This is a genomic window from Acidiphilium sp. JA12-A1 (assembly GCF_000724705.2).
Taxonomy (GTDB): domain Bacteria; phylum Pseudomonadota; class Alphaproteobacteria; order Acetobacterales; family Acetobacteraceae; genus Acidiphilium; species Acidiphilium multivorum.
Window position 1 is genome coordinate 1 of record NZ_JFHO01000004.1, and the last position, 15,643, is coordinate 15,643.

General features: G+C 69.4%; 11 protein-coding genes. All 11 read left to right on the forward strand.

Features of this window, described 5'->3' with window-relative positions; translation table 11 throughout:
* The first annotated feature begins 462 nt into the window (after positions 1 to 462).
* Positions 463 to 1,194 carry a sugar transferase gene (locus RT91_RS00655; protein ID WP_035185091.1) on the forward strand — a complete coding sequence of 244 codons (732 nt, stop codon included), beginning with the start codon at positions 463 to 465 and terminating at the stop codon, positions 1,192 to 1,194.
* Positions 1,195 to 1,210: 16 nt separating this feature from the next.
* Positions 1,211 to 3,268 carry an XrtA/PEP-CTERM system histidine kinase PrsK gene (gene prsK, locus RT91_RS00660; RefSeq protein WP_035185366.1) on the forward strand — a complete coding sequence of 686 codons (2,058 nt, stop codon included), beginning with the start codon at positions 1,211 to 1,213 and terminating at the stop codon, positions 3,266 to 3,268.
* On the forward strand, positions 3,261 to 4,679 hold the full coding sequence (prsR, locus tag RT91_RS00665; protein WP_007423615.1) for a PEP-CTERM-box response regulator transcription factor: 1,419 nt from the start codon (positions 3,261 to 3,263) through the stop codon (positions 4,677 to 4,679). The genes prsK and prsR overlap by 8 nt, the downstream gene beginning before the upstream one ends.
* A gap of 101 nt (positions 4,680 to 4,780) precedes the next feature.
* Entirely contained in the window at positions 4,781 to 7,561 is a 2,781-nt protein-coding gene (locus tag RT91_RS00670; RefSeq protein WP_240314132.1) for a tetratricopeptide repeat protein, read from the forward strand.
* A gap of 9 nt (positions 7,562 to 7,570) precedes the next feature.
* Positions 7,571 to 8,881 (forward strand): putative O-glycosylation ligase, exosortase A system-associated, encoded by a 1,311-nt coding sequence (locus RT91_RS00675; RefSeq protein ID WP_035185099.1) that lies wholly within the window; start codon positions 7,571 to 7,573, stop codon positions 8,879 to 8,881.
* Positions 8,878 to 9,090, forward strand: a complete 213-nt coding sequence (locus RT91_RS00680; protein WP_013641132.1) for a hypothetical protein — start codon at positions 8,878 to 8,880, stop codon at positions 9,088 to 9,090. Before RT91_RS00675 ends, RT91_RS00680 begins: the two co-directional genes overlap by 4 nt.
* A complete protein-coding gene (locus RT91_RS00685; RefSeq protein ID WP_035185103.1) occupies positions 9,090 to 10,319 on the forward strand; it encodes a glycosyltransferase in 1,230 nt (409 codons plus the stop codon). The genes RT91_RS00680 and RT91_RS00685 overlap by 1 nt, the downstream gene beginning before the upstream one ends.
* Before the next feature lie 538 nt (positions 10,320 to 10,857).
* Positions 10,858 to 11,499 carry an XrtA/PEP-CTERM system exopolysaccharide export protein gene (locus RT91_RS00690; RefSeq protein ID WP_012040442.1) on the forward strand — a complete coding sequence of 214 codons (642 nt, stop codon included), beginning with the start codon at positions 10,858 to 10,860 and terminating at the stop codon, positions 11,497 to 11,499.
* Positions 11,500 to 11,506: 7 nt separating this feature from the next.
* Positions 11,507 to 12,988 (forward strand): XrtA system polysaccharide chain length determinant, encoded by a 1,482-nt coding sequence (locus tag RT91_RS00695; protein ID WP_007423881.1) that lies wholly within the window; start codon positions 11,507 to 11,509, stop codon positions 12,986 to 12,988.
* On the forward strand, positions 12,985 to 13,914 hold the full coding sequence (locus RT91_RS00700; RefSeq protein ID WP_013641133.1) for a chromosome partitioning protein: 930 nt from the start codon (positions 12,985 to 12,987) through the stop codon (positions 13,912 to 13,914). Before RT91_RS00695 ends, RT91_RS00700 begins: the two co-directional genes overlap by 4 nt.
* A gap of 4 nt (positions 13,915 to 13,918) precedes the next feature.
* The gene (locus RT91_RS00705; protein ID WP_035185108.1) at positions 13,919 to 15,643 is read left to right on the forward strand and encodes a hypothetical protein; all 1,725 of its coding nucleotides are present in this window, start codon (positions 13,919 to 13,921) and stop codon (positions 15,641 to 15,643) included.

Below are 15,643 nucleotides of genomic sequence, written 5' to 3' on the forward strand. Positions count from 1 at the left end.
CGCCCGGCAACCGCGCCTGTCCGCTCCACCCGGACCTCCGCCTCGACACCGGCTGATCCGGCGCGGCGGCACGCCGCGTCGCGACCGGCGGATGATCCGGAAACGGGTTGGGAGAGGCTCTTCAGCCGCGATTCGGGCAGCCTTACGTTTACGTCATCTAAAAAATGCGAATCGTTTAACTAAACGATACAACAAGACAAATTTAAGATTATTTGCGTAAATTGATGCAAATCATGAAAAATTATTAATTGGATTCCATCATATTTTGTAGACATTTTGCATACGAATCGACATAACAAACTGTTTTTGTGGCATAATGTCAAGCGCGGTCGATATCTCCGTTTTGAGAACTTCGTTTGCCTATTAGATAAAATTGAGTTAATAAAGCGCCACTGGATAACATTGCTTCACATTAGGCGTTTCGATCCGCCTTTTAGATTTATCGCATATTTGAGAGGTTGCATGATGATCGTCGATCCGAAGCATCGGTTTCCGCTGGTCCGCTTCATGCCTTATGGCGATCAGCTTGCAGAACTGCCGCATTTCGCCTCGCCGGTCACCCGCGCCCCTGCCGCGCCCGACCTGCAGATCCGGCGGGAGGGGCGCCTGGCCCGCGCCTCCCGCCGGGTCTTCGACGTCACGATGAGCCTCGTCATGGCGGTCTTTCTCGCCCCCGTCATGCTTCTCGCCGCCCTCGCCATCGCCATCGACAGTCCCGGCCCGGTCTTCTACCGCCAGACCCGCGTCGGCCTGAACGGCCGGCCGTTCCGCATCACCAAGTTCCGCAGCATGCGCCGCGACGCCGAGGGAGCGGGCGTCGCCGTCTGGGCCGCGACCGAGGATCCGCGCATCACCGCGGTCGGCCGCATCCTGCGCAAATACCGGATCGACGAGCTGCCCCAGTTCTTCGACGTCCTGCGCGGCGACATGAGCATCATCGGCCCGCGCCCCGAGCGTCCCGAGTTCGTCGCGATCCTGCGCGAGTCGATCCCGGACTACGATTTGCGCCACGCGGTGAAGCCGGGCATTACCGGTCTCGCTCAAGTGCGCTATGCTTACGGCGCCTCGGTCGAGGATGCGCGGATCAAGCACATCTATGACACCGAGTACCTCAGGAAGAGGTCGTTCCTGCTCGATGGAAAAATTCTGATCGAAACCGTTTCGGTCGTATTGTTTGGCAAGGGCGCACGGTGACGGCCTGCGTGGGCATGTGAACGAATCCGGACTCGGCGCCGCCGGCATCGCCGTCGGCCTGGCCTATCTCGCTCTCTCGGTCTTCGTGATTCTCGCCCGGCTGCCGCGGCAGGACCGGCTGAACCTGCCGCCGGTCGCCTGGCCGCTCTGGCGCCGCACCCGCCTGCCGATGACGCTCGCCGCCGTGGCGACCGGCGCCTTCGCCCTCGCCTCGAGCCTGCTTCCGCCCGGCTCGGCCGTGGCCTCCGGCACCTGGATGGCGGCGCTGCTCGGCTGGACCGGCGCGGTCGTCATCCTCGATGCGGTCTCCCGCGGCAAGAGGCTGCGCGAGCTGCCGGCCCTCCAGCGCGGCCTGCTGACCGCGCTCGTCGTCGTCTTCGCCGCGGTGACGCTGACGCGGGCGCTCGCACCGGCGCTGGGCGCGGCCATCGCCATCGAGGCCCAGGTCGTCTTCGCCATCGCCATGCTGGTGCTGCTGGAAAACGTCATGCGCAACGCCGAGCGCGAGATCCTCTGGCATGTCAGCCTGCCCGGCGTCGCCACCGGCGGCCTCGCGCTGGTCAGCCTGCTTCTCTACGCGGCGGTGATCCTGCAGCACCGCTTCAGCCCGCCGCTGATCGGCGCGAGGCTCGCCCTGCTGGTCATGGTCCTGCCGCTCTTCGCCGCCGGCGCGATGCGCGCGATCCGCTGGCGGCCGCGCCGGCTGCACCTCTCGCGGGAGGCGGCGTTCTACTCCGCCAGCCTGATCCTCGGCGGATCGTTCATGATCGTGCTCGGCATCGTCGCCGAACTCGTGCGCGATTACGGCACCGGCCTCGCCGGGGTCATCGAATGGGCCATCATGTTCGCCGGCCTGCTGGTGCTCGCGATCGTGGCGAGTTCCGGCTCGGCGCGCTCCCGCCTCATGGTCGCGCTCAGCCGCCATTTCGCGGCGGCGCCGTACGACTACCGCCAGGAATGGCTGCGCAGCATCGCGACGCTGTCCGCCGATGGCGGGGTCAGCGTCGCCCAGCGGGCGATCAAGGCGCTGGCCGACACGGCGGATTCCCCCAGCGGCATCCTGCTCACGCACGACCGGCAGGCCGCCAGGCTCCGCTACAGCGAGGGGTGGAACACCGCGCTCGAAATCCCGGCCATTCCGGCGGGGACCGACCTGTTCCGCCAATGCTGCGAACGCACGGTCGTCGAACTCGACCCCGAGGGCGTGACCGCGCCGTTCTGGCTCGCCGTCGCCCTGCCCGATCCGCGCGCGAGCGGCCCGCTCGGCGTGGTGCTGCTCGGCCGGCCGCGCGTCGCGCAGCCGTTGCACCGCGAGATGGCGGCGCTGCTCACCGTGGTCGCCGGCGAGATCTCGCTGGTGATGGCGGAGCGGCAGGCCGCGGAAGCCCTGGCCGTCGCCCGCCGCTTCGAGGAAGCCGGCAAGCGCTTCGCCTTCGTCGCGCACGACATCAAGAACATCGCCAACCAGCTCGGGCTGCTGCTCGACAACTCCCAGCGCCACATGGCCGACCCGGAATTCCAGGCCGACCTGATCGGCACGGTCCGCGATTCGGTCGACAAGATCCGCGCGATGATCCGCCGCCTCGATCCGTCGGCCGCCGACCGGGCCGGCCGGCTCGACGTCGGCGCCCGCCTGCGGCATCTGCTCGCCCATCGCGGCAGGGTGGTGCTCGACGAGGGAGACGGTCACTCGATCGTCGCCATCGACCCGATCACGTTCGACATGATCGTCAACCATTTGCTGGACAATGCCCTGGAGGCCGGCACGGCGGCGCAGACCGTCACCGTCGCCCTGTCGCACGAGCCCGGCCGGGTGACGATCCGGGTCATCGACCAGGGCCGCGGGATGAGCGCGCATTTCGTGCGCGAGCGCCTGTTCAGGCCCTTCGCCTCGACCAAGGCCGCCGGCTTCGGGATCGGCGCCTTCCAGACGCGCGAACTGATCCTGCAGGCCGGCGGATCGCTCGACGTGGAGAGCGAGGAAGCGGCCGGCACCACCATGACGATCCGCCTGCCGACGGTCCACGAACCGGCGGCGGAACGCCTCGAAACGGCCGGCATCGATCATGAGTGAGCCCACCGTCCCCGAGCCGAGCCTGCTGATCGTCGAGGACGATCCGGGCCTGCGCCGGCAATATCGCTGGGCGTTCCCCGGCCGCACCGTCCTCGTCGCGGGCGACCGCGACCAGGCCATCGACCAGGCGCGCCGGGCGCGGCCCGAGGTCGCCATCATCGATCTCGGACTGCCGCCCGACCCCGACGGCATCAGCGAGGGGCTGGCCATCCTCGATGCGCTCTTCCGCGAGCTTCCGGCGATCAAGGTGATCGTGGCGACCGGCAACGGCCGCCGCGAGAACGCGCTGCTGGCGATCGGGCGCGGCGCCCACGACTTCTTTGAAAAGCCGGTCGATATCGAGATCCTGCGGATCATCGTCGACCGCGCCTTCCGGCTGGCCGCGCTGGAGCGGGAGAACCGCCGCCTCAGCAACATGGTGGGGCCGAGCCCGCTGCCGCGCGTCATCGCCGGCTCCGAGACCATGCTCAAGACCTGCCGGACGATCGAGAAGCTCGCGCCGGCGACCGCGCCGGTCCTGCTGCTGGGCGAAAGCGGCACCGGCAAGGAGATCCTCGCCCGGGCGCTACACGATCTCGGCCCCCGCGCGGACGGCCCCTTCATCGCGATCAATTGCGGCGCGATCCCCGAGCCCCTGCTGGAGTCCGAGCTGTTCGGGCACGAGAAGGGCGCCTTCACCGGCGCCATCAAGCAGACGCCGGGCCGGATCGAACTGGCCCAGGGCGGCACGCTCTTCCTCGATGAAATCGGCGACCTGCCGCTCGCCCTGCAGGTCAAGCTGCTGCGCTTCCTGCAGGAGGGCGTGATCGAGCGGGTGGGCGGGCGGCGCCCGATCCCGATCGACGCGCGGATCGTGTCCGCGACCCATCAGGATCTCGACGGGCTGGTCGCCGCCGGGCGGTTCCGGCTCGACCTGCTGTTCCGCCTGAATATCGTCAGCGTCAGGATCCCGCCGCTGCGCGAGCGCGGCGGCGACGCGGTCCTGCTGGCGCGCTTCTTTCTCCGGCGCTTCGCCCAGGACCAGAACCGTCAGGGACTCGCCTTCTCCGAGGCGGCGATCGCCGCGCTGATGCGGCATGGCTGGCCGGGCAACGTGCGCGAGCTGGAAAACCGGGTGCGCCGCGCCGTCATCATGGCCGAAGGCCAGCAGATCGAGGCGGCCGACCTCGACCTGGCGGACGGCGCGCTCGCGCCGCTGCCGGACCTGCGCTCGGCGCGCCGCGAGGCGGAGCGTGAAGCCGTCCAGCTCGCGCTGGCCCGGGCCGACGGCTCGATGGTCGCCGCGGCGAAGCTGCTCGGCATCAGCCGTCCCACCCTGTACGCGCTGATCGACAGCCTGGGCCTGAGCGATGACGTCAGGGCGGACCGCGCCGCCGACGCCGCCGACCCGTCCGGACCCGACGAGCCATGACCGCGCCATCGACGGTCAGGCCTGAACGCAATGCCGCACATGAACGCGAGAAGAGGCGCGCGATGATGAAACCAGCGTCGATCATGCGATCCGTCCGGTCGGTGACACTGTCACTGGCCGTGGCGGGGATGGCGGGCTTCGCCCCCGCCGCCCATGCCGGGCAACCGCGCTCCTACCAGCGGGCGCAGGCGGCCGTGGCGCACGGCAAGCTGCTCGATGCGCGGCTCGACCTGCTGAACGCCGTCCGCCGGCATCCGCATGACGGCGCCGCGCACGCCCTGCTGGGCGAGGTCTCGCTCCAGCTCGGCGATGCCGTCTCGGCCGAGCGCGAGGCGCGCAAGGCCATCGCCGCCGGCTACCAGCCGAACCGCAGCCTGGCCCTGCTGCTGCGCAGCTACGTGGCCCAGGGCAGGTCGATCGCCCTGCTGCACGATTTCCCGATCGGCTCGGCCACCGGGGTCCACGCCGCCGTCATCGCCGTGGGGCGGGCGCGCGCCAACCTGGTCCTCGCCCGCTTCGACCGCGCCGAGGCCGACCTCGCGCGCGCCGCCGGTTTCGCGCCCGATGCGCCGGGCCTGTACGAGACCCGGATCGACCTCGCCATCGCCCGGCACGACCTCGCCGCGGCGCGGCGCATGATCGCCGCGCGGCTCAAGGTGACGCCGGCCGCGCCGGCCCTGCTGCGCCGCGAGGCGCAACTGGACATCGGGGAGGGCCAGCCGGCGCGCGCCGCAACCATCCTGCAGCGCGCCAATGCCGCGGACCCGCTCAACACCCGCGGCAAACTGCTGCTCATCCAGGCTCACCTGGCCGCCGGCGCGCTGCCCGCGGCGCAGGCCGAGCTCAAGCGCGCGGCTTCCCTGCTGCCCCATTCGGCCGGGCTCGCGTATTTCCAGGCGACGATCGACGTCGACGAACATCACTGGCATCGCGCCAGCGCGCTGCTCGATCATCTCGGCGGCATCGCCACGCAGCTGCCCGGCATCCTGTATCTTCGCGCGAGGACGGATGCGGCGCTCGGCCAGCCGGCCGCCGCGCTGACCGCGGCCCAGAAGTTCGCGGCGCAGCAGCCCGGTGACAGCGCCGCGCAGCTGCTGGTGGCCACGCTGGCGGTGCGGAGCGGTCATTACGGCGTCGCCAGCCGCAGCCTCGACAAGCTGGCGGCGGCCGGGAAGCTGGATGCCCAGGCCCTCGACCTGCGCACGGCGATCGAGATCCACGACCACAAGTGGAATGAGGCCGAACAGGACGCGCTTCAGGCCCTCAAGGAGGATCCGAAGGATCTCGCGGCGGGGATCAATCTGGCCGAGCTCGCCCAGCAGCGCGGCGACTTCAAGGCGGCCGAGCAGCGATACCGCGCGGTGCTCGCCGGGGTTCCCGCATCGGCGAGCGCCGTGCTCACCTCGGTCGAGATCCGGCTGGGATCGGCCGCGCTGCTGGCGAACGACGCCCCGACGGTAACGCAGATGGTCGCCGCGCTGGACAAGCAGGGCGCCACACCCGCCGCCGCGCAGCTGCAGGCGAAACTGGACTTCCGCCGCGGCGATCTCGACGCGGCGCGGGCCGACCTGACCCGGCTGCTCGCCGCCCGCCCTGGCTCGGTGACGGCGCAGCTCGGCCTCGCGCGGGTCGACCTGCTGACGCAGCGGCCGGATGCGGCGCTGAAACGCCTGACCGCCGTGGTGAAGGCGCATCCCGCGGACCCGCGCCCCGTGCTCGCGCTGGCCGCCCTGCAACGGACGATGAACCAGCCCGACGCCGCGCTGGCCACGCTCGATCGCGCGCATGACCGTGCCCCCGACAATGTCGCGTTCGTGGCGGCGATCCTGCAGCAGCGGCTCGCGGCGAAGCAGTTCACCGAGGCCGGCAACCTGGTCTCGACCCTCCCGGCCGCGATGCAGCGCCAGCCGCAGATCCTGCTCCTGCGCGCGAAGCTCGATGCCGCGCAGGGGCGCCTCGATCAGGCCGCCCTGAACCTGCAATCCCTGCTGGCCGCGACGCCGGACGACGTGACGTCGCGGCTGGCGCTCGCGCATATCGACATGGCGCGCAAGCAGCCGCAGGCGGCCGAAGCGGTGATCGAGGCCGGGCTCGCGCGCGATCCGCGCCAGCTCGCCCTCATGCAGGCCCGGGTCGGCCTGGCCCTGGCGCGGCACGGCGCCGGCGCGGCCGAGCAGGAGGCGAAGCGACTCGCCGCCGCGCCCGACCACATGCCCGAGGCCGGCGCGCTGGAAGGCGATCTCGCCCTGTCGCTGCATCATTGGGCGAAGGCGGCGGCCGCGTTCAAGGCCGCCTATGACGCCAATCCGTCGCCGGCGCTGGCGGCGGGCGCGATCCGCGCCGACATCCAGGGCGGCCATCGCGACGCGGCGCTGGCCCTGCTCAAGGCGGCGAGCGCCCGGTTCCCCGACAGCGTGGCGCTGAGCGACATGCGGGGATCGGTCGCGCTGTCCCGGGGCGACCTGAAAGCGGCCGCGGCGGAGTACGCACACTCCCTGCGCCTGGCGCCGCAGGACGCGGTGGCGCTCAACAATCTCGCCTGGATCGAGGCGAAATCCGGCAAGCCGGACGCCGAGGCCTTGGCCGAGCGCGCCTATGTCGGGGCGCCGACGCCGCAAACCGCCGACACACTCGGCTGGATCCTGCTCCACGGCACGCCCGGCAAGGCGCGGCGCGCGCGGGCGGCGGCGCTGCTCGATGCGGCGCACCGGGAAGACCCCGCCGACCCGTCGATCGCCTATCACGATGCCGCCGCGCTGGCCCGCACCGGCGAGCGGGGCAAGGCGATCGCGATCCTCAAGCCGATCGTCACGCCGAAGGCCTCGTTCGCCGACCATGCCGCGGCGGCGGCGCTGCTGGCGAAACTGGAGCGGCAGGGCTGAGATCCCGCGATGCTGCATCTCCTGGCGCTGGCCGTTCCGTTCCTGATCCTGCTCGGCATGGCCATGGTGCGCCCCATGGTCGGGGTGATCGCGTTCGACTGGATCTCGCTGATGAACCCCCAGCAGGACCTCTTCGGCACCGGGGCGCATCTGCCCTGGGCGCTGGGTGCCGCGCTGGCGACCGTGATCGGCTGTCTCGTCGCGCATGAGCCGCGCCGCTTTCAGATGACATCGACGCAGGTACTGATCGTCGCCTTCGCCGGCCTGATCACCTTCAACACGCTCTTCGCCCTGGTGCCGGCCAGTGTGGAGAGCCATGACTACATCCAGCTGATCAAGTCGCTCGGCTTTGCCCTGCTCGCCGGCGCCCTCGTCACCAGCCGCCGGCGGCTGCACGCGGTGCTCTGGATCATGGTCATCTCGATCGGCTATTACGGCGTGCGCGGCGGTGGTTTCGCGTTGCTGACCGGCGGGAAAGATCACGTCTACGGCCCGGCCAACACGTTCATCGGCGACAACAACCAGCTCGCGGTGGCGCTGCTGATGACGATCCCGCTGATGAACTACCTGCGCCTGCACGCCGCCCATCGCGCGGTGCGGACGGGTCTGCTCGCGAGCATGGTGCTGACGCTGTTCGCCGTGGTCGCGACCTATTCGCGCGGCGGATTGATCGCCCTCGCCGCCATGGTCGCGCGGCTGTGGTGGAACAGCAGAAACCGCCTGACCAGTTTCCTGCTGTTCGGAATCGTGATGGCCACCGCGATCAGCTTCATGCCCGCCGACTGGAAGGCGCGCATGTTCACCATCCTGCATTTCCATCATTCGAATTCGGCCAATGAGAGAATGACGGTCTGGCGCGATGCGTTCGGGATCGCGCTGCACAATCCGCTAACCGGCGGCGGATTCCAGGCCACCGCCATGCCTGGCGTCATCCATCGCTATTTTCCGATGGCGCAGCAGCGGGCGACCCACAGCATCTGGTTCGAGGTCCTGGGCGACCAGGGATTCCCGGCGCTGTTCGTCTGGATCGCGCTGAACCTCAACGGCCTGTTCATGGCGCGGCGGGTGGCGCGGCGGGCGCGAGGCAATCCGGCCCTGGCCTGGCTGGTCGATTTCGGCCGCATGACGGAGGTTTCCATCATTGCCTTCATGGTCGGCGGATCGTTCCTTTCGCTCGGCTATTACGACTACTTCTACATGCTGCTGATTCTCGTGTCCTCGGCCCTGGTGCTGCTGCGCGCGGAATTGCCCCGGGTCGCCGCCGAGGCGGCGCCTGCGGCCGCACGGGGGTGGCGGGCGCGCGGGGCGGTCGCGCAATGAGCGCCGCGCTTTTTCTCCTCGCCATGATCGCCGTCCTCTGGCTCGGGGTCTGGATTTTCGACGAGCCCCGGACGGCGGATCCGTCCCGCAAGCCGCGCGCGACCCCGTTCGATTACGTCGAGGCGAAGCCGGCCGCACCGGCCGCGGTCACCCCGGCCGCGGGCGCGGGCTGGCGGCAGCGGCGGGCGCAGTCGAAGACGCGGCCGTGATGCGCATCGCCACCGTGTCCACGCTTTATCCCAATGCGATGTTTCCCTCGCACGGGATTTTCGTGGAGACGCGGCTGCGTCATCTCGTCGCCGATACCGGCTGCGCGGCGCGGGTGATCGCGCCGGTGCCCTATTTTCCATTCCGCGCGCCGCTCTTCGGCCGGTTCGGGCAATGGGGCCGCGTGCCGCGCGAGGATGTTCGCCTCGGGCTCGATGTGCTGCATCCGCGCTACGGGGTGATTCCCGGCATCAGCGGTGCCGCGACGCCGTCGCTGCTCTACCGGGCGATGTGCCGGGGCATGGAGCGCCTGCATGCGGCCGGATTTCATCCGCAGCTGATCGATGCCCATTACCTGTATCCGGACGGTGTCGCCGCCGCGCGTCTGGCGCGGCGCCTGGGCCTGCCGCTGGTGATCACGGCGCGTGGTTCAGATGTCACCGCCTGGCCGGCGCACAGGGGGCCGGCCCGGCAGATCCGCGCCGCGATCCGGCAGGCGGATCACCTGATCGCGGTGAGTGCGGCACTGGCCGAGGGCCTGGTCTCGCTGGGCGCGGACCCGCGATCGGTCACGGTGTTGCGCAACGGCGTCGACCTCGGGCGGTTCGTCGCGATCGACCCCGCGCTGGCCCGCGAGCGGATCGGTCAGCAACGGCGGTATCTGCTCTCGGTCGGGCATCTGATCCCGCGCAAGGGGCATGACCGGGTGATCCGCGCGCTGGCGATCCTGCATCGGCGCGGCCTCGGCTCGCACGACCTGCTGATCGCCGGCAGCGGCGCGGAGGAGCCGCGGTTGCGCAGGCTCGCGGCGTCGCTCGGGCTGGGCGGGCGGGTGCGGTTTGCGGGCAGTATCCCGCAGGAAGATCTGCACGCCTATTATTCCGGCGCGGATCTTCTCGTGCTGGCGTCGAGCCGGGAAGGCTGGGCCAACGTGCTGCTCGAGTCGATGGCGTGCGGCACGCCGGCCGTCGCGTCGCCGGCGCCGGGAAATGCCGAGGTCGTGCGCGATCCGGCGGCGGGGCTCGTGGCCGCGGCGAACACGCCGGAGGCCCTGGCCGACGCGATCCTGACGCTGCTCTCATCCCCGCCCGATCGCGCGGCGACGGAGGGTTTTGCCGCGGCGCACGACTGGCGGAGCATCAGCCTCGGCCAGGCCCGGATTTTCGAGACCGTTCTGGCACGGCGCGGTGCGGCGGCGGGCGCGCCGGTCGAACAGGCGGCCTGCGCATGAGGGGCGCGATGACGATGCTCCGCTCATCAACATGAGGGGCACCGCAGCCGATCCTTCATGGTCTTCGGCGGAAGATCGTCGTAACGCAAGGTTGTCTTAAATTAAACATACTCGCCGCTCTCGTGATTTTTATACCGTAATAGGATTCCAGTCCAGAAATGTGCATAAATCTGTCGCTTTCCCACGATCGCCATGCTATGCCCTGAGGGATCGCTTAACTGATTGTCAGGCGCGTATTTCAGCGAGAGAGGTCATTTTGAAGAACGTATCGATCGACGTGTCTGGCGTCGGGGACGCCGATCGCGTTCCCCGTCGCTGACCGGCCCGCATGAGCATCGTCGTGTCTCCTGCCGCAAGCTGCCGTGAACCCGGTTGGGCGCGTGTCGCCGCGCCCCGCGGCGACGGGTGGGTGCGCGGGCCTGGCCGGCCGCGGCGTGGTCGGACGATGCACGATCCCGGCCCGGAATTTTCATCACCGCCCCGATGACCGTTTCACGCGCCGCCCGGGATCTTTGACCGGCAAGGAGATTGCAAGCCCATGAATTCAGATCGTTACCGGCGGATTTTTCGCCACAAGACAACCCTGCCGTTGCTGTTCATGGCCGCGCTAAGCCTGGGACTGGCCAGCTGCGCGGCGCCGCCGGCGCCGAAAGTGCCGACCGTCGCGGTTCCGAACCCGACCTACCGGATCGGGCCGGGGGATGTGTTGAGCGTGTTCGTCTATGGCTCGCCCGATCTCTCGGAGGCGGCGGTGCCGGTGCGGCCGGACGGACGATTCTCGATCCCGCTCGTCCAGAACATCCGCGCGGCCGGCAAGACGCCCCTGCAACTGCAGAACGACATCGCCAGGCGGCTGAAAAGCTACGTCAAGAATCCCAACGTCACCGTGATCGTCAAAAGCTTTCACGGCGCGCTCGGCAGCGACATCAGGGTCATCGGCGCCGGCAAGCCGCGCGCGATCCCGTACGTCAACGGCATGACCATGCTCGACCTGATGACCGAGATCGGCGGCGTGCCCCGTTTCGGCCTGGCCAATGGCGCCTTCATCATCCGCCGCACCGGCGGGCATGACGTGAAGATCCCGGTCGCCCTCGGCGCGCTGCTGAACCAGGGCGACCTGAAGCAGAATATCACCCTGCAGCCGGGTGACATCGTCGTCATCCCGCGCAGCCTGTTCTGAGCCGCCGATGGAACAGCTCATCGAAACCGCACTGCGGCTGCTCGCCACCGCCTGGCGCAAGCGCTGGTACGCGCTCGCCACCGCGTGGCTCGTCTGCGCGCTCGGGTGGACGGCGGTCATGCTGCTGCCGCCGAATTTCGAGGCCAGCGCGCAGCTCTACGTCGCGGCCGACCCGGTGCTGACGCCGCTGCTGCGCGGCATCGCCATCAACGGCAATTCCGAACAGGAATTCAACCTGCTCCGCCAGACGCTGCTCAGCACCCCCAATCTCCAGCACCTGATCGACCGCGAAGGGCTGCACGCGCAGGGGCCGGGTGCGCGCGAGGCGCTGGTGCGCCGGCTGCGGGCGCGGGTGACCGTGGTGCCGCAGAGCCGCAACCTGTTCACCATCCGCTATGTCGGCCACGATCCGCGGCGCGCCTACAACATCATCGCCGGTCTGGTGAACATCTATGTCGAGCGCGCGTCGGACCACAACCAGAGCGACATCGACAATGCCGGCAAGTTCCTGCAATCGCAGATCGACTATTTCCACAACCAGCTGAAATCGCTCGAAGCGCGCCGCGCGGCGTTCCAGGCGAAATATCTCGAACTGCTGCCGGGCAGCGACGGCGTTTCCGCCGTGCGGGCATCGGGCGCGCGGGTCCGCAAGCTGGAGACCGAACTGCAGGACGCCAAGGCCGAGCAGGCGCTGCTGGCCAGCGAACTCGCCAAGACCAAGCCGCTGCTGTCGGAAACCCAGGCCGCCGGCGGCAACCCCGCGCTCGCCGCGGCCCTCGCCAACCTGGCCAGGCTGCGCCAGCAATACACCAACAGCTATCCCGGCGTGCAGGCGGCCGAACGGCAGGTCAAGGCGCTCGAACACGGGCCGGCCGGCGGCGGCAAGTCCAGCTACAGCGTGCCGGTCGCCAATCCGGTCTACAAGGCGCTGCATCTCGAGATCCTGCAGACGCAGACCAGGATCCTCGAGACGACCCGCGCGCTGGCGCGCGCCAAGGTGGAGCATGCGAAGCTGACCGCGCTCGCCCGTTCGGCGCCCGGCGTCGAGGCGAAGTTCATCAACCTCAACCGGAATTACGGTGTCCTGCAGAAGGAATATCAGGACCTGATCAGCCGGCGCGAGGCGATGCGCATCGGCGCCGCCGCCAATATCGATGCCAACCAGGTGCAGCTGCAGGTGATCAATCCGCCGGTTCTGCCCCGGCTTCCCATCGGGCCGAACCGGCGCCTGTTCCTCGTCGCCGTGCTGGTCCTCGGCCTCGGCGCCGGGCTCGGCGTCGGCGTGCTGCTCGGCGAACTCGAGGGCCGCGTCCGCTCCGAGGCGGATCTGCGCGGCTTCGGCATCCCGGTGATCGGCCAGATTTCCGACATCTCGCCGCAATCCGGCGTGATCATGCCGGCGCTGCGCATCGGCATCGGCGGTTCGCTGCTCCTGGGCGTGTTCGGCGCGCTCTTCATTGCGACCTTCATCATCGGGGGGCTCGGATGAGCCAGAACGAACGTCCGCCGAATTCCGTCCGCAGCCTGATCGAGCGCCTCGCCGCCGGGCTGGACGCCGAGGGGATGCCGGTGATCAACCCGAACGAGCCGCAGGCCGCATCGCAACCGGCCCGCCAGGCATCCGCCGCGGCCGAACCGCTCGCGCTGCGCGCCGCGCGATTCTCCTCGCCCCTCGCGCCGCGCCGCCAGCACCGCCCTGCCGTCGTGTCGCTGGCCCAGCTGGAGGAAAACGGCATGGTCGCCCTTCGTCGTCACCGTCATGTTGGCGAGGAGTTCCGGATCGTCCGCCACCATGTGCTGGAACACTTCCAGCAGGCGCAGGGGCAGCACGACCCGGTGCGCCGCAACAACATCGTCCTCGTCACCAGCCCGCGCGACGGCGACGGCAAGAGTTTCGCCGCGCTGAATCTCGCCGGCCTGCTGGCGGAGGGCGGGGATCGCGACATCGTGCTCGTCGATGCCGATTTCGGCGGCGCCTCGCTGACCGCGCATTTCGGTCTTGCGGAATCGCCCGGCCTTCTCGAATTCGGCGACTCGCCAAGGCAACTCGCCGGATCGATCCCGCTCGGCACCGCGATCGACCGGCTGGTGTTCATTCCCGTCGGCGGTTCGGCCGACGCCGAAGCCCGCACCGCTCTGGCCGCCCAGCGGCATGTCCGCAGCCTGGCCAGCGCGGTGGCCGACAGCTACGAGGACGCGATCGTCGTGGTCGACGCCCCGGCCTGCCTGACCAGGAGCGACGCCACCGAAATCTCCGCGATCGCCGGGCAGGCGATCCTGGTGGTGCAGGCCGGGCAGACGCGCCGCGCCGAAATCGAACAGTCGCTCGACCTGCTCGATTCCTGCCCGCAGCTCAGCCTGCTGCTGAACCGCGCGGCGAAGCGCCGGCGCGGCCTGTTCGCCAGAAGGGGCTGACGCGTTGTCGGCGCCATTGTTCCCGCGCGCCCGCACCCTGCGCATGGCCCTGCTGCTCGTGCCGGCGCTGGTCGCGCGGGAAGGGCGGGCGGTCGCCCAGGCCACGAGCGACGCGGCCGCGTCGTCGTCATCTTCAGCATCGTCGTCGTCGTCGTCCGCCGGCGTGACGGACTCGTCGATGACCAGCGCGGCGCCGTTCGGCACCGCGGTGCGCCTCGGCGCGCTGCCGAGCCCCTTCGCCTCGTCCGGCGGGCTCGAAGGCCCGGCGCCGCTGCCGAGGGGGTTGGAATTCACCCCCTCGATCGGCCTGTCGGAGGAGGCGCTTGTCGGCGGATTTCCGAAATCCTATGGCTTCGACAACGAATTCATCACCAGCCTGACGCCGGGCCTGCGTGTCGTCGGCACCGCGCCGATCGGGCGCGTGTCGCTCGACTATCGGCCGCAGCTCGAACTCTACGCGCGCGAGAGCCGGGATTCCGGCATCAGCCAGTCGCTGAACGGCAGCTTCGAGACCCAGCTGATTCCCGGCCGGCTCGACCTCAGTGCCAGCGCCTTCCTGACCCAGCAGGCGACGGAAGGCGGCCTGGCGCCCGGTGGTTCCGCCGCCATCGCGCCGAACGCGCGCACCACCACGCAGAGCTACCTGGTCAGCCCGCATTACCGCTACAGGTTTCGCGGGCTGGGCCGGCTCGATCTGGTGTATCTGGCCCAGTATACGCGGCAGACCGGCAACAGCGCCGCGCTGTCCGGCAGCCAGCTTCCCTATTTCGTGCCGAACGACGTCTTTTCGCAGACGGGCAGCGCGCAGTTCACCACGGTGCCGCTCTTCCCCGATCTCGACGATGTCGTCCTCGTCACCGCCTCGCAGGACACCGGCACCGGCGTGCTGGACGGATCGAGCCAGATGCGGGCCGAGGACCGGGTCCGCTACGCCTTCCTGCCGCAGGAATTTCTCATCGTCTCCGGCGGCTACGAAAATCTCCGCTACCAGGGCTTTCCGCCGACCCATATCGCCGATGCCGTCTGGAGCATCGGCCTGCATCTGCATCCGCGCCGCGACGTCGATATCCGGCTCGCCTATCGCCACCGCGACGGGTTCGACGCGCCCTATCTGCGCGCCACCCTGCAACTGACGCCGCGCACCACACTATCGGCCAGTTATTCGGAAACGCTGGCCACCCAGGCCCAGGCGATCGCGGCCAACCTCGCCGGCAGCACGGTGAGCGCCGGCGGGCAGATCGTCGCCACCGGCACGCAGGTGCCGCTGCTGCTGACCAATAACAGCCTCAGCGTCCAGTCGGGCCTGTTCCGCACGCGGCAGTTCTCGATCGCGACCATCACCCGCTGGTCGCGCGACCGTCTCTCGCTCAACCTCGTGCGCAGCGACGAAACCCTGGTCGCCAACGCGCCCGGCACGTCCGGCTTTTCGCAGCGCAGCCTGTCGGCGTCGGCCACGTTTTCGCATCAGCTCACGCGGAGCGCGACGGTCAGCGCCTATTTCGACTATAGCACGCTCGATACGCCGCAGGGCGGAGCACTGGCCGGGCTCGGCCAGAGCCCGGTCTATACCGGCGCCCTGACCGGCACTTATCAAACCGCCAACCGGCTCGAATTCGACCTGCAGCTCGCGGTCACCAACACATCGCTCAACGGCTACGGCGTTTCGCCCGGCATCGCCGGCAACGGGGTGCAGGCGAGCATCACCTTCGGCGTGCAGAAGGTGTTCTGA